The sequence below is a fragment of the Microcoleus sp. PH2017_34_RAT_O_A genome, from assembly GCF_020737885.1.
Lineage (GTDB): Bacteria > Cyanobacteriota > Cyanobacteriia > Cyanobacteriales > Microcoleaceae > Microcoleus.
The window spans coordinates 1-21,838 of sequence record NZ_JAEQDD010000010.1 but is presented as its reverse complement, the minus strand read 5'-3'; the positions used below and the strand labels follow the sequence as shown (position 1 = coordinate 21,838).

General features: G+C 45.6%; 17 protein-coding genes. 5 read left to right on the top strand and 12 right to left on the bottom strand.

Annotation, left to right across the window (positions count from 1 at the left end):
- Window positions 1–127: 127 nt before the first annotated feature.
- From JGK11_RS05545 to JGK11_RS05510, 8 genes are all read right to left on the bottom strand, one after another.
- On the bottom strand, window positions 128–340 hold the full coding sequence (locus tag JGK11_RS05545) for a hypothetical protein (RefSeq protein WP_293210896.1): 213 nt from the start codon (window positions 338–340) through the stop codon (window positions 128–130).
- A gap of 107 nt (window positions 341–447) precedes the next feature.
- Complete coding sequence (locus JGK11_RS05540) at window positions 448–666, bottom strand: hypothetical protein (RefSeq protein WP_293177020.1); 219 nt, start codon at window positions 664–666, stop codon at window positions 448–450.
- 212 nt (window positions 667–878) lie between these two features.
- On the bottom strand, window positions 879–1,271 hold the full coding sequence (locus JGK11_RS05535) for a response regulator (protein WP_293210894.1): 393 nt from the start codon (window positions 1,269–1,271) through the stop codon (window positions 879–881).
- A 232-nt stretch (window positions 1,272–1,503) separates the two neighbouring features.
- Complete coding sequence (locus JGK11_RS05530; RefSeq protein WP_293177024.1) at window positions 1,504–1,737, bottom strand: hypothetical protein; 234 nt, start codon at window positions 1,735–1,737, stop codon at window positions 1,504–1,506.
- A 37-nt stretch (window positions 1,738–1,774) separates the two neighbouring features.
- Window positions 1,775–4,402 (bottom strand): PAS domain S-box protein, encoded by a 2,628-nt coding sequence (locus JGK11_RS05525; RefSeq protein WP_293197172.1) that lies wholly within the window; start codon window positions 4,400–4,402, stop codon window positions 1,775–1,777.
- 294 nt (window positions 4,403–4,696) lie between these two features.
- The gene (locus JGK11_RS05520) at window positions 4,697–6,943 is read right to left on the bottom strand and encodes a glycoside hydrolase (protein ID WP_293210892.1); all 2,247 of its coding nucleotides are present in this window, start codon (window positions 6,941–6,943) and stop codon (window positions 4,697–4,699) included.
- 606 nt (window positions 6,944–7,549) lie between these two features.
- Window positions 7,550–7,789 (bottom strand): NifU family protein, encoded by a 240-nt coding sequence (locus JGK11_RS05515; RefSeq protein ID WP_193975189.1) that lies wholly within the window; start codon window positions 7,787–7,789, stop codon window positions 7,550–7,552.
- Window positions 7,790–8,026: 237 nt separating this feature from the next.
- Window positions 8,027–8,677 (bottom strand): DUF3386 domain-containing protein, encoded by a 651-nt coding sequence (locus JGK11_RS05510; protein ID WP_293177030.1) that lies wholly within the window; start codon window positions 8,675–8,677, stop codon window positions 8,027–8,029.
- A gap of 317 nt (window positions 8,678–8,994) precedes the next feature.
- Between JGK11_RS05510 and JGK11_RS05505 the strand changes: the two genes are divergently transcribed.
- On the top strand, window positions 8,995–10,533 hold the full coding sequence (locus JGK11_RS05505) for a PAS domain S-box protein (protein WP_293210890.1): 1,539 nt from the start codon (window positions 8,995–8,997) through the stop codon (window positions 10,531–10,533).
- A 595-nt stretch (window positions 10,534–11,128) separates the two neighbouring features.
- Here the strand turns inward: JGK11_RS05505 and JGK11_RS05500 are convergent.
- The 3 genes from JGK11_RS05500 to JGK11_RS05490 all read right to left on the bottom strand — a co-directional run bounded on the left by JGK11_RS05500 (window position 11,129) and on the right by JGK11_RS05490 (window position 16,150).
- Window positions 11,129–11,941, bottom strand: a complete 813-nt coding sequence (locus JGK11_RS05500) for a GAF domain-containing protein (RefSeq protein ID WP_293177034.1) — start codon at window positions 11,939–11,941, stop codon at window positions 11,129–11,131.
- Between the two features lie 1,209 nt (window positions 11,942–13,150).
- A complete protein-coding gene (locus JGK11_RS05495) occupies window positions 13,151–15,067 on the bottom strand; it encodes a GAF domain-containing sensor histidine kinase (protein WP_293177036.1) in 1,917 nt (638 codons plus the stop codon).
- An 855-nt stretch (window positions 15,068–15,922) separates the two neighbouring features.
- A complete protein-coding gene (locus tag JGK11_RS05490) occupies window positions 15,923–16,150 on the bottom strand; it encodes a type II toxin-antitoxin system CcdA family antitoxin (RefSeq protein ID WP_293146178.1) in 228 nt (75 codons plus the stop codon).
- A 795-nt stretch (window positions 16,151–16,945) separates the two neighbouring features.
- Here JGK11_RS05490 and lepA point away from each other — a divergent pair.
- From lepA to JGK11_RS05475, 3 genes are all read left to right on the top strand, one after another.
- Entirely contained in the window at window positions 16,946–18,760 is a 1,815-nt protein-coding gene (gene lepA, locus JGK11_RS05485; RefSeq protein WP_293177038.1) for a translation elongation factor 4, read from the top strand.
- A 275-nt stretch (window positions 18,761–19,035) separates the two neighbouring features.
- Window positions 19,036–19,608, top strand: coding sequence for a type II toxin-antitoxin system HicB family antitoxin (locus tag JGK11_RS05480; protein ID WP_293177040.1), 573 nt, complete (start codon window positions 19,036–19,038; stop codon window positions 19,606–19,608).
- Entirely contained in the window at window positions 19,605–20,024 is a 420-nt protein-coding gene (locus JGK11_RS05475) for a type II toxin-antitoxin system VapC family toxin (RefSeq protein WP_293177042.1), read from the top strand. Before JGK11_RS05480 ends, JGK11_RS05475 begins: the two co-directional genes overlap by 4 nt.
- Window positions 20,025–20,104: 80 nt before the next feature.
- Here the strand turns inward: JGK11_RS05475 and JGK11_RS05470 are convergent, their stop codons facing one another.
- On the bottom strand, window positions 20,105–20,380 hold the full coding sequence (locus JGK11_RS05470; protein WP_293210888.1) for a hypothetical protein: 276 nt from the start codon (window positions 20,378–20,380) through the stop codon (window positions 20,105–20,107).
- A 159-nt stretch (window positions 20,381–20,539) separates the two neighbouring features.
- On the opposite strand from JGK11_RS05470, the gene JGK11_RS05465 reads away from it, so the two are divergent.
- Window positions 20,540–21,631: an ATP-binding protein gene (locus tag JGK11_RS05465; protein WP_293210886.1), complete on the top strand. Its 1,092-nt coding sequence runs from the start codon at window positions 20,540–20,542 to the stop codon at window positions 21,629–21,631.
- Window positions 21,632–21,838 lie beyond the last annotated feature (207 nt).

Genomic DNA, 21,838 nt, shown 5'->3' with positions numbered 1-21,838 from the left:
GCACGCAAATAAGTCCCTTCACTCACAGTGAAGGGACTTTTGCATTTTTTATTAAAAATTCAAACCGATGGCACAATCAAAAAACTTTTTCGTCTCAATATTTATCGTCAGTCAAACTCGATCTTTCCTAAGCAATTCCTACTGAATCCAAAATTCTCGCTTTAGGAGTCAAACCAGTAAGCTTCACCAAGCCTTCTTGTTTGTGAGTCCGCAGGCTTTTACCTAAAATCATCTCCGACAGATCCGGCATTTCCTGCCAGCAGCGCGAGCAGAACCAATAAACGCGATTGTGGCGAGCGTGGCGTAACAATTGAGAGGAGCAACAAGGGCAACTATTCATGATATTTTAAACCTTCTTTAAGATATGGATCGATAAACCAATTGATTACAGAGATTGAGGAATGCCGCTGTATCTCTACTCCAGGCACAACAATAAAAAAGCTCTTTTCACTCCAAACTTTGAGCGTCTGACAAGTAGCACTTTTGGATGCCCAACAGCAACACCACAATTAGAACCTGAACGCCCCAAGGAGCCCAAGAGAAACCCCAAATAAAACAACCCAGTCCGGCCAAAGCCACAAGAACAAAAATATCTTGAGAGGTTTGCCAGTAAATCCAGACGGCTGCCAGAGAAACTATCAGTAGCAAAATGTAAGCTGAGGGCATAGTCGTCTTCTCCCAAGGTTTTGGCAAACAGTCAGGATCGATTCCTGACGATGTGCTTAAATTAAAACTTAAACCTGAAGAACTTATGAAGATAAGTAAGTTGTTACAAAAAAAAATATAATTCTGCCCGATTATATTCAGCATAAAAACCGAGCAGAAATAATTTGTTTTTTTGGTTAGAGATTTCACAGATTTTAAGGCGCACAATCGACCTATGCTTCCTGCCAGCCCAGAGCTTCAGCCACCTGAGCAGCCAAAGCCATCGGTTCAAAAGGCTTAGCAATCACACTCACTACCCCCAAATCTGCGAACATCCGCCTGTCGCTAGCGAGAGCCTTAGCCGTCAATAAAATTACCGGAATGTGGTGCGTAGCATCATTAGCTTGTAACTGTTTAAAAGTAGTAGGCCCGTCTTGGTCGGGCATCATCACATCCAAGAGAATAGCATCAGGCTGTTCGGCAAGAGCCTTAGCCACACCCTCGCGACCAGAACTTGCGGTCAGGACTTCCCAGCCCCCCACCACCTCAAGACTGACTTGAGCCACTTCCCGAATATCTTCGGCATCGTCAATAACCAAGATGCGTTTGGCAGTCAAAATTAACATCTTTTTTAAGAATCAGAACTGATTACAGACTAGAGGCGAAATGTGAATGTTTTGTAAAGCAAACTTTTTTTACCGATCGAACTTTACTGTAAAGCTGCAAAACTGTACAGAAGAATGAAGTTCGGCAACGAGCAATGTACGGGATGTAACGGATGGAAGGAAGAAGGAAATCTTTCCTTCTTCCTCGCGATAGAAGCTATCTAGCGCAAGGGTTTCAGCAATTAAGAACGTCCTAACCGCCTTGGCCGTTGCTATACAACGGAGTCCCCAAAAATCCGCTGTTCGATCGACAATCGCGATTTTGCCCGTCCCTGCCTGTATAATCCGTCTTTGCCAAAAATGACTGGCCCGGACGCACTTCAGACGCCTCGAAAGCTGGTTTTTTAGCGTTTCTGCTGCCTGCAACCCAGTCTTTTGGTAAAAAAGCCTGGTTTCTGCATCCAGGATGGTATGAAAATTTTTGCATTAATATTTTTTCATTAGTCATGGCTAATGCAATTTACCTAATGGGGAATATCATCTCCCTCCCCCATAACTGGCAGACGTAAGAAAAAAGTGCTGCCCTCCCCCAAAATGCTCTCCACCCAAATCCGGCCCCCGTGCTGCTGCACGATACTGCGACAAATAGCCAGCCCCAAACCAGTACCTCCTTTTTGGCGACAATCAGAAGCATCAACCTGTTGAAAGCGCTCAAAGACCATCTCTAGCTTGTCCGCCGGAATGCCGCGTCCTTGGTCTTTAACCGCAATCAGGATTTCCGAACTCACGGGTAAGTGCGGATTGGTGGCAGTCTCGGGAGACAACAAACAAGGAGACGACACTGACTTCAACTCAGCTTTTTCTGCCAAATCCGGATGCTCGATCGACTCACCGCTCAGCCAAATCGTAGCACCTGCGGGCGAAAATTTTATAGCATTGCTGAGCAAATTTGTCAATGCCTGAATTAGCCGATCGGGAACAGCGAGCAATTGCGCCCTCACAGGTCTCACAGACAGAGTAACTCCTGCCTGCTGGGCCATTCCCTGCATCTCGTCAGCCGCCTGCAACATCAGATCCGCGACATTGCAAGTTTGTTTGATGGCAGTGCTGTAATTAGAATCCATGCGCTCTAAATCCAGGATGTCGTTGATCAAGCGCACTAACCGGTCAGTATTAGCTATCGCAATCTCCAGCATCCGCTTGGCTTTCTGGGGGTGAGCCTCAAGCAGGCCGCTGTTGAGGAGACCGAGTGCCCCGTGAATCGAAGTCATGGGCGTCCGCAGTTCGTGGCTGATAACAGATATGAATTCATCTTTCATGTGCTCGACCGCAAGCTGATCGGTGATATCTTTAAAAGTCACCACAGCGCCAATAATTTCGCCTTGTTCTCGCATCGGAGCGACAACGTACTCAACTGGAAAACTGCTGCCGTCTTGCCGACAAAAAACCTCATCCGTGACACGCCGAACCTCTCCGTCTCTCAAGGTGTCTAAAATTTGAGAACATACTGGGTTCGAGAGTTTTCCCGTGGTTGGTGTGGCGCCCTCGGGGGCAAGTTGAGAGCCGGAATTGATATCTGTTGCAGGTGACATTTGCTCGTTAGCGCAGCCCTCGAAGAGGATCGCCTTCGAGCATTCTGCCTGCGAACGGTGTAAGCTTTCAGACAAAGGTCGATCGATCCATTGCTTCGATTCGCAACCAGCCATTCTCACCGCCGCCGGATTGACAAAAGTTACTTTTCCCTGTTTGTCCAACCCGCAAATTCCTTCTGCTGCGGAGAACAAAATCATTTCTGTTTGGTGGCGGAGTTGTTCGAGAGCTTTTTGAACTCGCTTGCTATCGGTGATGTCGCGAGCGATAGTTGAAATGCCCGTTACTGCTCCTGTGGCGTCTTTAATCGGAGAAATCGTCAGAGACACATCTATCTGTTCGCCGTCTTTACGCAAGTGTACGGTTTCGTAATGGTCGATCGTAGTTCCAGCCCGAATATTTTCCAGAATTTGGGGGATTTCCTTGGGGCGTTCGGGAATTGCTAAAATCTCGATCGACTGTCCCTTGACTTCCTGCGCGCAGTAGCCGTAAATCTTCTCGGCTCCTGCATTCCAGCTCTGAATTGTCCCGGCGAGGGTTTTGCCCACGATGCCGTCGTCGGAAGACTCGACAATCGACGCCAAGCGCACGAGTTCATCTCTAGCTTGCTTGTATTCAGTAATGTCGCGGCCCAGTATCACGATACTTTTACGTCTGCCGTCGGCATGAAATACGGGTACTTTAATTACATCGTAGATTTTTACAGTACCGTTCGATCGGGGAACCACTTCTTCTCCCCTACAAAGAGTACCTTTTTCCCACGCTGCTCGATCGCTCACCTCGCAAGCCTGTAGAGCCTCCCCGTAAAAACTGCTGAGTTTTCCTAACTGAGTATCTGTGAGGCTCCGGTAGTTATCTGCTGATAGCTCAAACAATTCCAATATTGCTTGATTTGCCTCCTGCCACCTGCCCTCGCCATCTTTAAAGCAGACAATATCTGGCATGGCATTCATCAGCGATTCGAGATAGGAGTTTTCTTGGAGTGCAGCTTCTACCTCTCCCCGCTTGGCGATTTCCCGTTGCAAATTTTCGTTTGCCGTTTGCAGCGAGTCGATCAACAAACTTTCTGTAAAAGTGCGTTCTTTAATTACTTGTTGAAGTCTGTGGAGTTCTAACGATAGCTGCCTGCGAGCTAACAAATTTTCTACGCGCAAGTGCAGTTGGCTGGCATCTATGGGACTTACTATCAAATCATCAATTCTGCCTTCGAGTTGTTTGGAACTCAGCAAAAACTGCTGCTCGGAAAGAGTCGGCGTTTGGGAATTTATCAATAGCAAAAACGGTAAAAAACTAGGCTCCACCGCAGTTTTTAATGTTTCAACCATGTGCCCGATACGATCGAAGTTTGCCTCGTCGAGAATGCACAAGTCAAAAGCTATTTTTGGAAGAATAAATTCTGAGTTTGGTTCGGAAGTCCAATCGAGTAGCATCACCTCATGCTCAGTGTTGAGGTGTGCGATCTGCAAGGGTTGTTGGTAGCGATCGAGCGAGAGCAAAATGCGGCTCATTAGTTTGATGATTTCCCAATGACTAATGATTAGATGTCCAGTAAATTCACCCATTATTAGGTTTGTAGTGAGGACTTCAGTCCTCAAAAAACAGAGGACTGAATTCCTTACTACGAACCAATTTTCTAGCGCAGGTTTGTAATGAGGACTTTAGTCCTCAAAAAACAGAGGACTGAAGTCCTGACTACAAACCTATTTTATAGCAGGTTTGTAGTTAAGACTTCAGTCCTCAAAAAACAGAGGACTGAATTCCTGACTACAAACCTATTTTATAGCGCTCGATCGACCGGACGCGATCGGACTAATGACTGATGACTAATGACGCCAGGACTCATGACTCATGACTCTTTAAGGCATTCCAATTCCAATCAAAGCATCTTCGGGCAGACAGCTAGAGTAGCGCTCCCCGGACGATAAAACCGCAATCAGCCTCATTTGCCAGTCTGGCATAATGTGCAAATCCGCCCAGGGCACTGCTATCTCCAAACATTTATCCAATCCCACTTGGGCCCGGCTGAGGCGGGGCTGCCACTCATCGCCCTCTCCTGCTTCGTGAAACCCAATCGATTTCGTCAGCAAATTAATCTCTAACTGATGGTGGAAGCGATAGTTGATGGGTGCTTCATCGGGCAAACCTGACAGCGGAATCAAGCTGTTGTGCATCGTGCGATCGGGATAAAACCAGAACAAGTTTAACTCCGGCGGGCAATCAATGCCCGGCCGCACCCCAGCATTGAAGTCGGCGCGAAGGTAAAAATTCAAGTGATCTACGCCGTACCAAAGCCGCTGAATTGCCGCACTCCGGTGCATCGTACCCCTTGCTCCCCCAACTTCAATCCGGCCGGCTTTGTCCCAATCCTGTTCGTTGCCGATACCGTCGATAATCGGGTGAATAAAGCTCAGCGGTTGGTGGTCGCCTTGAACCTCGTGTGCCTCTACTTGTCGCAGCACTTCCGGGGGTACAGGCTCGCCGAGAGCTTCGTAGATTGCTGCTACGTGTTCGCGGAATAGCCGATCGAACATAGCATCTTGATTCGACGTGTGGCCTTCGCCAAACCACCAAAACCAGTCGGAACCTTCCGCCGCATAAAGCGCTTCCCAAGCTTCGGGATTGCTTTCTTCCGTAGCCTCTGGATGGTTTGCCAGCATTTGTCTGGCTGGCCCTAACAAATCCCAAGCGCGGTTTTTCGCAGGATCGCCGATCCAAGTTGTCAGGGAACCGTCTACCCAGGAACCGGTATGCAGTTGGGCGGCGGGTATTGTTTCGGTGGCGGGGAATTTGTCGAGAAATTCCGACACTGTGACTAATTGGATATCGGGATTGTCGCTGAGAGTTTGATAGAGTGATTCTAAGAACGGTTTGCCATCTTGAGGATAGAATTCCCAGCAATTTTCGCCGTCTAGGGCGATCGTCACCAACCACGGATTTTCTAAAGATGTGTGGCCGTCGGGTTGTCGGTGTTTGAGAGTTCTGCCGATCGCCTCCAAGTGTCCCACCAAATCCGACGCTGCCTTCTTCGGTTCCATCGAACCGTAGGTAAAACCAATCAAATCCGACAATCTGTGGTCTCTAAATACGATCGCCAAATCGCCATCAGGAGTTTCTAAACGATAAGGGCGATATAACAATTCTGGTTCGCAAACATTCCCCGCCCCATCGCGGTGAAAAAAGTGTTTAATTGTCCACCCCAATACCGCCTCATCCGAGACAATCCATTTAAACCCTTGTTTAGCAATGTAGGGCAAAATTTCCGGGCTAACTGCCTGTTCCGACGGCCACAAACCCCGCGGTTTACAATCAAATCTGTCTTGATACATATCCCAAGATTTTCTCAAATGTCTGGGAATATCTTCAGCCCACTGGAACCTATGTTCTGGCAGAGTCATGTTAGGAATCGCTATGCGGCCGCCATTTGTGTCAGCAAGCAGCGGCAAAATCGGGTGAGTGTAGGGGGTTGTGGACACTTCCAACTGTCCCTCAGCTTGCATTTTACGGTGCTGGGGAATGATTCTGGCGAGAATTTCTTTTTGTTTTGAATAGATCTTTTTGCGATCGGCCAGATTGAAATTTTGTCCTTGTTTCAGCCACCCTGCAATCTCGGGGTCATCCCAAAACAGCGGATCGATCCAAGCTAAATTGTGCCACGCCAGCAAGTCACCAAAATCCTGCACTTTCCAGTTTGCCAAGCACCATTGAATCCCTTTTTCCTGCCGCTGAGTGTAGAGTTGAGCGTACCGGGGATGCGGCTGAATCAGGGTATGGTAGTTGGCATCAAAGAAGTGTTCTAAAATGAACTCTTGTTCAGCGATGTTTAAAGTTTCTGCTGGCTTGAGAGTTACCGCCAAGTAAGGGTCTAATGCTTTGTCGGCGATGCAGTCTTCTATCTGCAAAATTAAGGACGGAACCAGGTTTACAGTTTGATGCAGCTTGGGATATTTTGCCAGAATTAGGACTAAATCCAAGTAATCTTTGACTCCGTGCAAGCGCACCCAAGGCAGTCGATACTCGGATGCTCCGGCGCTAGTGAACGATCTTGATTTGTAGAGGGGTTGGTGTTGGTGCCAAATGAAGGCTACGTAAAGTGGATGAGACATTGATTTTGGTAATGGGTAATGGGTAATGGGTAATTATAATTTGTAATTGGTATTTTGTAATTGGTATTTTGTAATTGGTATTTTGTAATTTTGTCAGGAATGCTTAACTTCTATCTTTAGGGTGATGAACAGCGCAGATTGTCCCTATTAAGTAGCGCTTCCAACTTCTCAATTGCAGGTTGATGCTGCACACATTACTACCATCGAGTAGCACATAAAACTACTTTTTGTATCTAGGGCTTTTATTCAATTGATATTTGACCGCTTGAGGGCGACCTTTAACTCGAAGGAAGAGGATTGGATTCAGTTGACAGTTGACAGCAGCCTCTATCTAGAAGGAAGATGATTGGAGTAATGAATCGTCTTGTTTTAATTTCTCCTTAAAATGGACAGGCTTTCAACCAATTCTTTCTGGTAATAGCGGTAAAAGCTTTAATAGCCAGTCAACTAGAATTATCTTCATTTCCGTACAGTCATGAATTAACACTCAGGCTGGTAAATTCTGGATTAAAATCACCTGTCGCTATATAAGGAATTGAAAAAAGGTAACAGTCAACCGTTAACAGTCAACTGTCAACTGTCAACTGTCAACTGTCAACTGACTAATTACATTACCTGTTCGACTTCAGAAATTTCAGGGATTGCTTCGCGCAGGCGGCGTTCAATGCCCATTCTCAGAGTCATTGTGGAACTCGGACAAGAGCCGCAAGCTCCTTGCAGTCTCAGGTGTACTACTGGGCCGTCGATTTCTACCAGTTCGACGTTGCCACCATCTGATATCAGGTAGGGGCGCATTTCATCGAGAACTGTTTCGACGTTATCTCTGGTTAGTGCTAGTGTTGTCATATTTTGCCTCAAAAATTATTCGTACAATTGACTTAGTTCGATCGTACCGTTACTTGCCGTTAAATGAAGTTGAGTCCGAGACACTAATCGCAAAACCCGCTTGCTCCAACAAAACGGATTTTGCAATTAATCCTTCCCAGAATGACTGCAACTGTAGGAGAGATTCCCCCACCTGGGTTGTCATCCATCGTTGCCAAGTCTTTAATCTTCAACGCGCAACTCGAAAAGGGTATAACCCTAGACTACTGCTGGTTCTAGCAGTTTGACGTTGGAGTAGTTAAACTCGGTTGTTGTCAGTTGACCTTTTTCTTTCGATCGCACTACTTGCTTGGTCATGACATAATAGTCGCCTATCTTGTCAAAGGTATCTTCAAATTCCAGTTCTCTGGTGATTTCGTTGGTTTCGGGGTTGCGAAAAACGGCATCGTAATGACTAGCCAAAGAACCTTCGGGTGTCTCTAAGCTTTTGTGCGTGTCAATGACGAAAGCCATGCGACCCATCACCCGGCTGACTTGACAAATTGACAGACCTCGGATTTTATAATTCGAGCCCATTGAGTCGCCTTGCACTAAAATATCCACAGCGTCGGTACTGTCCTTCTCGCCGAGGGTGAAGCTGTTTTTGCCGTGGGATTTTTCAAATGTCGATCGCTTCCGGTGAGTCACAATATCGCGCATTTGAGTGTAAACGCTCTGCTTTACTTCCTCATCGGCAATGCCACTGACTTCCACTGTCATGTCTGGTTTAATGGAAACATGACCCGTATATACTTCGTCGCCTTGTTTGAGTTCAATATCGGCGCTGTAACCGGGAAAGTTGGCATCCCAGGTGTAACGGTGTTCGTAAGCAGCGCGAAACAAATCGCGAGCGTTGGCTGGCTCTGTCATAAATCTCTCTTTCTATTTACACCCATCTAGTTTAGCGTAACCGCTCCTGTGCCCTGCATTGACGGCAGGGGCGGGTTGCCGACTCTCGCAGGTTCCCGAATGGGGTGCTGACGCTAGGCTATTAACTTTACCGCCACAAAAAATTACTTTCAGTCTCAGTTGCTATGATGTCAAAATAAAGTCACGCAATGACTGGTGATTAAGATCGCGATCGATCGCCATACATCACTCTTAGTTATGGGTTATCTTAAAAAAAACTTCTGTCCGCTTTTTAGAGTTTTCACCTGTGGCAACTATTAGATTCCCTAATTAATAAAATGCTAGAAACAATTTACAAATACCTAGAAACGTTGCAGGAACAAGTTAAGCATTTACCACCTCCCCAACAGGCAATTTTAATAAAAACTGTGGAAACTCTGTCAACTTCTTTGCAAGAAATGGCAACCAGCCGCCAGTTTGAAAGTGCGACAAATAACGCGGCAAAGTTAGTTGAGGCGGAAAATTTAAATCGTCTTTTGGAACGCACTGTCGCCCAGCAAGCGGCGCAACTCAGAAAGCTACAGGAGCAGTTGAACGAAGAAATCAACCAGCACCGCCGGGATAATAAAGCATTAACTAAAAGCGAAGCCAAACTTCAGGCTGCGCTCCGTAATTCTCCAGATATAATTACTATTGTTGGCTCCGACGGGCGAGTCCGATATCACAGCGCAGCGCTAGAGAGAGTTTTGGGTTACAAGCCAGAAGAGAGAATTGGCAAGTTTCATGGCGAGTTGATCCATCCAGACGATTTGCTGAGTTGGAAGGCATATTTTGGCAAGTTGCTAGAATTTCCTGGAGTTGGGAAGCCGATCGAATATCGCAAACGCCACGCGGACGGTTCTTGGATCTACTTGGAGTCGATCGGCAATAGTTTGCTTCACGATTCTAGCGTACAGGGAATTCTGATTGCTTCCCGGGAAATTGAGGGACGCAAGCAAGCAGAAAGCGCACTCCTGGAGTCGCAACGGCACTACAAAATTATGTCACAAATTACTTCGGATTTTGCCTATTCTTTCAAGGCACTTCCCAACGGTAACTTTGTTTGTGAGTGGGTAACGGAAGCTTTGGCGCGCGTGAGCGGTCATCTCCCTGAAGAATTAACTGCCTCGGGCTGGTGGAGTTCAGATATCGTTCACCCTGATGATAGGGAAATGTTAATTAAACAATTAGAAGGCTGTACTTCTAGAGGTATGGGAGTCAATGAGTATCGAATTGTTAACAAAAATGGTGGTGTGCGCTGGGTGCGGGACTGCTGGCAAGCCGTGTGGGACAAAACTGAAGGGCGGGTTGTTCGTTTGTGGGGCGCTTGTCAGGAAATTACCGATCGCAAGCAAGTAGAATTGAAACTGCAACTCGTTAACAGAGTTTGGCAAGCCCAGATTGCATCGGCGCCGCTGGCGATTAACTGTACCGACAATGACGGCCGCACCCTTGTCTGGAACCGCGCCGCCGAAGAACTTTTTGGCTGGACTGCTGCTGAGGTTTTGGGCCAACCATTGCCGAATATTCCTGAAGGACAAAAGCAAGATTTTTACGCGCTGCTGAAGTCTGCGGGTAATGGCAAACCGGAAAACGGTTTGGAAGTGTCTTTGCCCAAAAAAGACGGTAGTTCGATCGACCTTTGGCTGTTTGCCGCACCCGTACAAGATGTAGGCGGCGAGACAGTCGGCAGTATCAACATATTTTCTGACCTTTCAGAACGCAAGCGCATAGAAGATGAGCGCCAAAAACTAGCATCCCTGAAAAATATGGAAGAACCTTTTTGGGCCCGCTATGTCAGCCGCCCGCCAACCAAGAAAAAAGATGGGGATAACTAATTCCCTCAAGCATATAGCGGTTCTCAGAAAGATTCGCGGATGTTGTTGGGCTTGGGCCCTCTTGGTTTAAGCGGTTATATAAGCTGTCAGTCATACCTCATCTTTTTGAGAAAGGCTATAAGTTAAAAACACTAAAAGTCCGAAGCAGCAATCTTCTGCTGGCGATATCATCTCCGGTAAAATAGCCGTTGCAGATTTGTAGTAAGGAAGTCGGTATTCTGAGTTTTATTAGTACGGACTTCCTCACTACAAAGCTATTCGATCGATCCCACATAATATCATAATAAATACACCCTGATTCTACCTTTATTATTTGCTATGCTGTGTTAGACACAACCCTAATGACCTAAAAATAATTTAGTAACCAGCTATCGAAGTTCTTGAAAAAATCTATAGCAATCAGAGCGGATTGGCACAAGATAAAAACTTTTTTGTCTGGCTAGACTCCTTGTTGAACAAGGATTTAAATTTTTCTAGAACTAGCAAATAAATTAGTATTGCTATATTGCTATATAGATGCAAGTGTCACATTTTCCAGGCAGAAGACTTGTGTGCCCGATCAATATTCGAGTTTTTGAATGCGGGAATTGCATCTTTACTTGTTTAGAGATTTTTGCTGACTCCTCAAAGCATCTAACTCTACGTGAGCCTGACAAGCTTTACTTGACTGAATGGAATCTAAGACATTACCAATTACCTTGGAAAGATGGAGAGCCGAACGGTGAGCTTCTTGGATAAAAGCTCTTTCCTCTATTGGATCGTCGGCCATATCATCTACAGTTAGTTGTAGATAGCCGATGATGTGATTTAGTGGAGTTCGCAGCTCGTGGGATGCGGTTGACAAAAACTCTTTTTTAAACTGGGATAGTTCTTTTGTTCGCTGGCTGCGCTCTTGGTAGAGGGTGGCTAGGGCGATCGCACTTCCGACTTGATCCGCAACTTCTTCTGCGAATTCGATCTGGTCTTGAGTCCAAGGTCGATCGGCATTACCATCATTCCCTGACAATCCGCCCTCGCACCGGTGCAAGCTAATTATGCCATTAGGTTTATCTTGATAAGCGGTAGCGACCACTAGCAGCGAATGCCGTTCAAAAGGATCGTCGGCTCCTAACGATTCTACTACCACCGGTTTTAGGGTCTCTAGAGCTTGAGTAATATGAGGTGCTGACGTGAGCGAGATTTTCACTCCCAGCATTGGTAGAAATGGTTCTTGGCAGTATTCAGCAGCCACTGTGACTTGCTGGCTAGAACTTTGATAGGGACAAATGATGCAACGGCTGACACCTAATGTTTGTCCGAGAGAGTTAACTGTTTGTTGCCAAATGGTATCGAGATCCAAAGTTCGACGAATCTTTCTGCCAATTTGGAGCAAAAGTTTTTGCGATTGAGCTGATACTTGCTGATTCATAGCAACCCTCTTTCTACTAGACTGGCAAAAGTCTACCACTCCACCAACACAGCAGAAATTTACTTAATTTGCCAGACGCAAACTGTTCAAATAGAGGTTTGCGTAATTACACTTAAATGTTCCCACACTTAGTCAAAAAATACTATCTATTGCAAGGATCTTTACAATATCTTTACAATTCTCACATAAAACTAAGAACGTCAAGTTTTCTTAATATAACTTTACAATAGGGCTGTGGAAGTTAAATCAGTCCTATGGGTGGGCATTCAGTTCTGGTAAGGTTAGCGATTTTTTGGGGGGGTTTATTCGCAGGTGTGAGCCGCGAAGAGACAGAGCGAGATGATCTGTTGTCCTACCCCCCCCAATGCCATTGATGCGAATTCTGCGTGGGTTCGGCAGCGGTGGGGCGATCGGTCTGAGTGGAAAACACCGAAGGAGGGAGATTGGTGGCGGACAAGGTAAAATTTGATACTGCGACGGGCAATATAACTGTGTTATTATGAAAACCACCAATTATCAATGATTTTTATGCGCGAATTTGTAATCAGGGATACACCGATCCCGACATAATCAACTGAGTGATATACAAATTTGTAAGTGGTAAGTGGTAATTGGTAAGTGGTAAGACAACTGGCGAGACACCCAAGTTGAGAACAGCTATAGCTATTTTTTATTTCTTGCTTCTTGCTTATTCCCTCCTTTGGCTGCGGACAAGTTTTGCTTCTTGGTGATTTGCTCGGGCTTCTGATCTCGGACTTCTGGCCTCAACATCTATCCGTTAAATCGGTCAAATCCCTGAAACTGATTCGTTTCCCCACGTCCTTGAACGTCGCGACGATCCAATACGCTTGGGATAAGCTTTCAATAGTTGACAGTTGACCGAAGGAGAGCGACCTCTACCTAGAAGGAAGAGGATTGGAGTAATGAATAGTCTGATTTTAATTTCTCCCTCAAAGACTTGGGGCTTTCAACCAATTCTTTCTGGTAAAAACAATGTCTTGCATTTAGTTTGTATCTTTGGGGCGGGCAGGATGCCTACCCCACAAGAGTTTTAATCAAATGAGTTGATCTTTGGGGCGGGCAGGATGCCTACCCCACAAAAGTTTTCATAGATCGGATATCGCTTTTATGGATAGCGTTCCTCTCTTCGGATAACCCAGAACTGAAGCAATTACCGATGACCAATTACCAATTACCAATTACCAATAATTAATTTTTCAAGAGCGGTTCTTGATAAAGCACCACAGTAAAAGTAACTGTCGATCCGAGTCCTTCCCCCATACTGTAAAAATTTACTGTGCCACCCATGGCTTCTACCAGTTTTTGAGAAATAGCCAATCCCAAACCAGTGCCGCCGTATTGTCTGGTACGAGCGCCGTCCACCTGAAAAAATGACTCAAATAATTTATATTGCTTGTCTAGAGAAACCCCAATGCCAGTATCCGCAACTCGGATTTTCACAATTCCGGGTAACTCCTGGTTGTTAACAGTTACTTTTTTCTTAATAACTTCGGCACTGATGCGAATTCCGCCTTCCTTGGTAAATTTAATTGCATTGCCGGTGAGGTTCAAAATTACCTGAAGCAGGCGTTGGTAGTTGGCATACAAAATAATCTCGTCCTCGATGGCTGGTGTTTGGATTTGAAATTGCAATCGCTTTTCTTGCACTTGAACCCGTGTAAAGTTCTCCACTTGCTGCAAAAGTTCGCCGAGTTTGACTGGAGCGAGGTCTAACTCCATTTTGCCAGCTTCGATTTTAGCGATATCCAAAATATCGTTAATCACATTGAACAAGTGTAATGCCGATTGATAAGCTTCTTCGATAAATTGGTGCGCTTCTTCGGGGTCATCTGCCATGCCATCCAGAACCAGTTTCAGGAAACCGAGGATGCCGTTGAGGGGGGTGCGGAGTTCGTGGGAAGTATTGGCAAGAAATTGACTTTTAAGTTGGGAAAGGGCGACGGCTTCGGCACGGGCTTGTTCTAATTCTTGGTAAAGTGTAGCGTGGGCGATCGCGCTGCCGACTTGAGCGACTAACTCGCGGGCAAATTCGAGTTCGACAGGACTCCATTTCGGGGAATTGCCGCAGCGGTGCAAACATATCAGGGCATTGGGTTGGTCTTCATAGAAGGTAGCTGCTACGAGTACGGAATGGCGATCGAAGCGATCGACAATGGGGGAGGCGTAATCGACTGCTACGGGTTTTAACGTGGCTAAAGTTTGAATCCAGCCCGGCTGTTCGGCTGCGCGCAGTTGTAATCCCAGCATCGAAGAGTAAGGTTCTTGGCGGTACTCAGCTACTACTTTAAAAGTTTTCGATTGGAGATTTTCGATTTGATCGGCAGACAGCGGGGGCGATCCATCGCTGGCAATTGAGTGTTGCAATTCTGCTGCTAGATCTGGATAGTTTTGCTGATTTTCTGAGATCGGGAAGGGGGAAATTTCGAGGTTTTCGCTGTCTTTTTTGGAGGAACAGATGATACAGCGGCTCGCGTTCAAAACTTCACCCAAACTGTTAACTGTTTGCTGCCAAATTGTCTGTAAATCGAGGGTTCTGTGCAGGTTTTGAGCGATTTGGGAGATAATTTTGCGATCGATTTCCGAGTAGGTAGTGAGCGGTCTACCGATGAGGCTGGCTGGATACAGCATTTGTTGGCTGGCGTCGGAGGAAGATGGCAAAGCTGGATATGCCATGAATTCTGGGGAATCTGCCGACAATTGTACGGGTTTGTCCGACAGCAGCCTGCCCATAACTAAGACTTTTGTAGCTTTACCATTGGAGTCGATCGCCGGAGTGACTGTCAAATCGAAGAGAAAATATTGTTCGGCGTGGCAAAATGGATAGCTAAACCTTTGGGGGACAAGGGTTTCGAGCGCCCGCCGCAGGCGTTCGAGATAAGGTGCAGGGGCGATGGGTTGCAGGGTTTCGCTGAGGGGGCGATCCTCTTCGAGGGCTTCGCTAACGACAATTTCTTCTGCTGTGAGGTTGTACTCCTCGGCTTTTTGCCAGTAAAAAGACAGATATCGACCCCTTGCGTCTTGGGTAAATACTAATTCTGCCCCTAACTCTTGAAAAAATGCTGTAGAGGCGAGGTTCGATCGCCGGAAATCTGTGTTAGAGTCCATCAGATTAGGGGATAAAAGTAATTCTGATTTTGAGTATTGAGTTTTTGATTTAAAATTTAAAACTCAAAATTGTTTTGGGTTTTGATAATTAAGATGTGAGTTATGGTAGAAGCAATAAGGAAGAGTGGAGAGTTGACAGTTGATAGTTGACAGAAGAGCCCGAAAAGCCGGTCGTTGGGTTGACAGAAGAGCCCGATCGCGCAAGACAAGGGTTAACAGAAGGAAGAAGGAATAAGCCCTTGCGGCTTCCTTCGGCTAAGCCGTATAAGTCGCTCAAGCTAAAAAGATGGAAGATGCAAGATTGAAGATGGAAGATGCAATCGAGCGCATTAGTTTTAGCAATTAATAAATTCCCCGCGATCGGGCACGGTGGCTATATTAATTGACTGCAAAGTAGTTGGCTTTTTAATGAATGATTCACAGGTCGAGACTCGAAACTCAGAACTCTTTTAGACTTCTACCACAGCATTTTTAGTTATCAATAATTTCCCAAAAAATTAATTTATAACTCAACTCAAAACTCAAAACTATTTGTTGTCAGCAGTTTTCGGTAATTTAAAAATACAACTTAAGATGTAGGAATTAGTAGTCTGCACATATTAACTATCGAGTTTAAAAATTCCGCCAAAAGTTGAGGCTGCCAAAAACTCAAGTCGGGGACTGGCGATCGCATTTTTGCCGTCACAATAGAAAAGCTCCTTCTACTTAACCAATATTGCTCCGAACCACCTGTATTTCGCCCGGAAATCTGCCGGAGTTATCTCGCCGGAGATCGGACGATCTAAATTTCACACCCAGAAATTTTATGCCCAGCAGATTTGTGCGCGCCGTAGGAGGGCGAGACAGGAGACAACCTCAGTCGTTCCATTCGCCGCGGGGCGGGACAGGAGGGGTGCGACGCAAACTCATAGCCTGATCGTCTTCGCGACGCTCGCCTCTGAGCCACTGCTTGATTGCTGTTTCAATGACTTTGCTGGGGTCATTTGTCAAGTGCTTAATTTGGTCTAGCAGTTCAGAATCTATATGGATAGATAGTTCCACTTTTTCTGACGAACTGTGGGAGTGTATACTTGACTCGCTCATACTTAAAAAATCCTAGTTTTAATTCTTAAGTTTCAATTCCTTCTAGGAATTTACGCCTTTTTGTTTTGAAGGAAGTGTTTTGAAGGAAGTGATGCCTTATCCCTAGTAGAGATGCACAGCGGCTCAAAACCTGTATTTTTTACACCCTTGCCGCCCCGCTTCCGTCATTTGACCAAATTATCTGCTTCTTGTCAAGCGCTAGCAACTTCTCACCAATATTTTTCAGTTTGCTATCCGCCTCTGTAGAGTAACCTGACGCCAAAAATGGGTACAAGCGCCCGACAATCGTGGTGCTCGGCCCAAAATTTTAGACCCCTGCTCGATCTCCCAGATTTATCTGTTGTGCAGTAAATTGAAAATCGCTCTTCTTTTTTGAGTTCGACGCTCGCGCTCGCTCAAGTCTCACGTCGCTGTCTCCAATCTCAAATCTGTTGTGCAGTAAATCTAAAATCGTTCTCCTGTATTCCGAATCGAGGCTCGCGCTCGTTGAAGTCTCACCCCGAAGTCTAAAATCTCTAACAAATCGACTGGGCTGGAAGTTTGATGCGGGATGCTGCCGATCGCCTTTTTCTCAACTGTTCCAGACTTTTCTGTAAAACAACAGAGACAAAACTTTTTCTGAGGAGGGCGTCTAGGCTGGAGAGGCGATAGAACATAGCATAAATACAATGGCTTTGTCAACCCACAACCGAGAAAAAATTAAATTCTATTTAAGTCTCTAAATGACTATAAATGACTGTAGATTGAATGAAGTTTTATAATATAACAAAAGTCAATCTTTTGCCGATAGGTTTTATGACAAACGTTCCTGTATCTCGCATTCGTAATTTTTCGATTATTGCTCACATCGACCACGGAAAATCGACTTTGGCCGATCGACTGTTGCAGGCGACTGGGACTGTGAAGGCACGGGAAATGAAGGAGCAGTTTTTAGACAATATGGATCTCGAACGCGAACGCGGCATTACGATCAAGCTGCAAGCGGCTCGGATGAATTACACTGCCAAGGACGGTCAGGAGTACGTGCTAAATCTGATCGACACTCCCGGACACGTTGACTTTTCCTATGAGGTTTCGCGATCGCTCGCTGCTTGCGAAGGGGCGCTGCTGGTGGTAGACGCATCTCAAGGCGTGGAAGCACAAACCTTGGCAAATGTCTACCTTGCCTTGGGAAATAATTTAGAAATTATTCCGGTTCTAAATAAAATTGACCTGCCGGGGGCGGAACCGGAACGGGTTAAAGGGGAAATTGAAGAAATTATCGGTCTGGACTGTAGCGGGGCGATTGAGGCTTCTGCTAAGGAAGGAATTGGTATTGATGATATTTTGGAGGCGATCGTGGAATTGGTGCCGCCGCCGCAGGATACTGTTGAGAAACCGCTGCGGGCGCTAATTTTTGATAGTTATTACGATGCTTATCGCGGGGTAATTGTGTATTTCCGGGTGATGGACGGAAGTGTCAAAAAGGGCGATCGGGTTTTGTTGATGGTTTCGGGGAAGGAATATGTCATCGATGAATTGGGCATTTTGTCACCGACGCAAGTACAAGTAGACGAACTGCACGCGGGAGAAGTGGGTTATCTGGGCGCGGCAATTAAGGCGGTAGCTGATGCTCGCGTCGGGGATACGATTACTTTGGTCAAAAAGCCTGCACCGGAGCCTTGGCCTGGTTATACGGAGGCTAAGCCGATGGTTTTTTGTGGCTTATTCCCGATCGATGCAGACCAATTTCCTGACTTGCGGGAAGCTTTGGAAAAACTGGAACTCAACGATGCGGCGCTTTCCTACGAACCGGAAACTTCTAGTGCGATGGGATTTGGTTTTCGCTGCGGTTTCTTGGGTTTGCTGCACATGGAAATTGTGCAGGAAAGATTGGAGAGAGAGTACAATTTGGATTTGATTGTTACGGCTCCTTCTGTGGTTTATCAAGTCACAACAATTAAGGGAGAAGTGTTAACAATTGACAATCCGAGTCACTTGCCAGATCCTCAATATCGGGAGAAGATTGAGGAACCTTATGTGCGGGTAGAAATGCTGTCGCCGGAAACTTATGTGGGGGCGCTGATGGAGTTGTCTCAAAGTCGGCGGGGCATTTTTATGGATATGAAGTATCTGAGTCAGGGGCGGACTACGTTGGTTTATGAGTTGCCTTTGGCGGAGGTGGTGACGGACTTTTTCGATCAGATGAAATCGCGATCGCGCGGTTATGCAAGTATGGAGTATCACATCATCGGTTATCGCGAAAATCCGTTGGTGAAATTGGACATTTTAATTAATGGCGATCCGGTTGATGCTTTGGCGATGATCGTGCACCGGGATAAGGCTTACAATGTTGGCCGCGGCTTGACGGAAAAACTGAAGGAGTTGATTCCCCGCCACCAGTTTAAGGTGCCGATTCAAGCGACTATTGGCGCTAAGGTGATTGCTTCGGAACATATTCCGGCTTTGCGGAAGGATGTGTTGGCGAAGTGCTACGGCGGCGATATTTCGCGGAAGAAGAAGTTGCTGCAAAAGCAGGCGAAGGGTAAGAAGCGGATGAAGTCTGTGGGTACTGTGGATGTGCCGCAGGAGGCTTTTATGGCTGTGCTTAAGCTCGATCGCGATTCGTAATTTGTCTGTAGGGCTTTGTTAGGAACAGGCAAGATGCCTGTTCCACAAACAGTCATTTTTCTTGTGGGGTTCTAGGAACAGGCAAGATGCCTGTTCCACAAAGAGTCAATTTTATCGTAGTTTTTTGCAATCACCTCGAACAGGCAAGATGCCTGTTCCACAAAGAGTAAATTTTCTTGTGGGATGGGCATCTTGCCCGTGCCAAAAAGGTTTATTGAAAATGATATAAGATGTTGATATAATTAACAATATAATTCTCACTTGAATTTACTATTATGACTACCAAAATATTACTGAAGTCGTCGGACAAATTAACTAACTTTTCATTGACAGCCGTCATCGAACAGGAAACAGAGGGAAAATATCAAGCGATGGTATTGGGTTTACCTGAATGTCAAGCTGAGGGAAATACTCGCGAAGAGGCGATCGCAAATCTCAGCCAACTTGTGACGAATCATTTAGAAAAAGCTGAATTCATTTCGCTAGAAATCCAAGAGCAAAAACCCGATAGCCCAGCTTTGACAATCCTGATCGAACAGGAAACAGAGGGAAAGTATCAAGCGATGGCTTTGGGTTGGGAAGAATGTAAGGCAGAGGGTAATAGCCGGGAAGAGGTTATTACCAATATTAGCTTAGTTGTGGGCGATCGGCTAGAGAAAGCCGAACTCATTTCTTTGGCAATTCAACCGCCCAAACCGGAACATCCTTGGATGAAGTTTGCTGGAATGTATAAAGACAATCCGCTATTTGATGAGGTGGTTGCTTATATGGAAGCCGATCGCAACACCCTTGATGAGGAAATGGGAACAGATTACCCACAAGTTGATGTGGAGATAGGAGTAAAATGAGTTTGTGGGTATTAGATACGGATTGTTTGACGCTTTTTCAAAACGATCATCCGCTGGTAAAGCTGCGAGTTAGTCAGGTTAATCCTGAAGAGATTGCAGTAACAGTGATTACCGTTGAGGAACAAATGCGGGGATGGTTGAATGCGATCAATCAATCTTCTCAATCGGAGCGAGTAATCTGGGGTTATAAGGGATTTCTGGATGGAGTAGAGTATTTCAACAGTGTGAATGTGTTGAAGTTCGATCGCGATGCTTACAATTGCTATACAGATTTGGTGCGTCAAAAGATTCGCATCGGCACAAAAGATTTACGGATTGCTGCTGTTGTGATGTCAAGAAATGCTATCCTGGTGACGCGGAACCGGCGAGATTTTGAGCGAGTACCGGGTTTGAGGTTTGAAGATTGGACAATTTGAGGAATTGGGTGAGGGATTAAATGCGATCGCACTTTTGGACATTAAGGGCGATCGCACTTTTGCAAATAAACCATCAGAGATTACTCATCATCATCTGCTTTACTACCTAAAAGTCCGAAAATTGCACCGACACCCATATTCCAAGTATCCTTGCAAGTCTCAAAAATGCGAATTTGTTGCGGAGATAGCCGATCTTCCATACTAAGCGATAAGGACACGCCTCCAGAAAGTAAGGTAATACAGACAACTATTGCAAAGACTTTCTCGAAAGGAGAGGGAGGTTGAGGAGAGGTATTTTTACGAATCATTTTAGGAGATTTAGGTTTAGCAGGTGTCATATTTGGTTGAGCTTTCATAATTGCTACCTTTTGATTGGTGATGTTTTAATCATAAAGGGTAAAACCTTGAAAGCCAAGGTGTGTATGGGTTTCAAATACTATGAGTTTGATATGCGTTTAAGATGCGTTTGGTTCGCGATCGCCAGTTATAATACTTAAAAGGTTTGTAATTTGACTATGGCGGGAATCGCAGCATCTGAGGCTGGAATCGAAAAAGCAAAAATAGCTCTCATAGACAAAGGCTGGAGTCGCAAAGACTTAGCCGATCGTGTTTTAATGGGAGAAGACAAAAGTCTAAAGATAGGTATTGATATTCAAACAGTTAATAATTTTTTCAAGCAGAAGCGTGTCAGCCCGCAGTGTTTTGTTGGAATTTGTAAGGCTTTAGGATTGGATTGGCAAGACATTACAAATCCCAATACAACTACGCGGGGCCCAGAAACCGGGTTTTTTCACGACAATACTTCGTTGCAGTCGATAGATTCGGTGAAAAACCCGGTTTCTTCGATCGCAGTTGATAATTCCAACCACAACAATCCGTTTATTCCCCAACATGGCAAGATAGACAATCCGCGATTTTTCTTTGGCAGACAACGAGAAATACGGCGGGTGTTTGAGACGCTGAATGGTGGTAGTAGTGTAGCAATTATTGGCGAAAGGGCGATCGGCAAAAGTTCCCTCCTACAAGCCCTTTACCGAGAAACCCCAACTGAACTCCGTCATCCGCGCCAACCCATTTACCTTAACTTAAATAATGTTTATGATGAACATGACTTTTACGATGCTTTGTGTGGCGAAGCGGGTATCGAGACAGTCAAAGGATATCAACTAAAACGGGCTCTAGAATCGCACCGATTCCTGTTGCTTTTAGATGAAGTCGAGAAAATGACCTGGGATGGATTTACGAACCAAGTACGCGGCCAATTGCGGGGTTTGGCGGAGGGAACCGATGCACCATTGCGTTTAGTTGTCGCCGCCTGCACCTCTCTCGATACACTGTTTCCTGACAGTCAAGACAAAAATATGACATCTCCTTTCAAAGGAATTTGCATTGAGGAAAATCTGAAGCAATGGGATGAAAAAATCAGCCGCGAATTTATTATTAGTCGCCTCCAGGCTGACTGGTTAACACCTGTTGACAAACCCGTGAGTTTTACAGAGGCAGAAATTGTGGAGTTAATTGCCGAAAGTAACGGCTATCCTCAGAAATTGATGCAATTGTGCTATCAAACTTACGATCGTTATCTCAATGATTCTAAATCACCCTAAAATATTATATAAAATATGATAGATCCGCAATCGCACAATCCAATATCTCGTAGGGGCAGGTTCACCAACAATAATCGCCTAAAACAGACAATCTCATAAACCTGCCCTCCCTCCCCAGCCAAGATTCACTAGACTATATAAATTGATAGATATGCGATCGCACAATCCAATATCTCGTAGGGGCAGGTTCACCAACAATAATCGCCT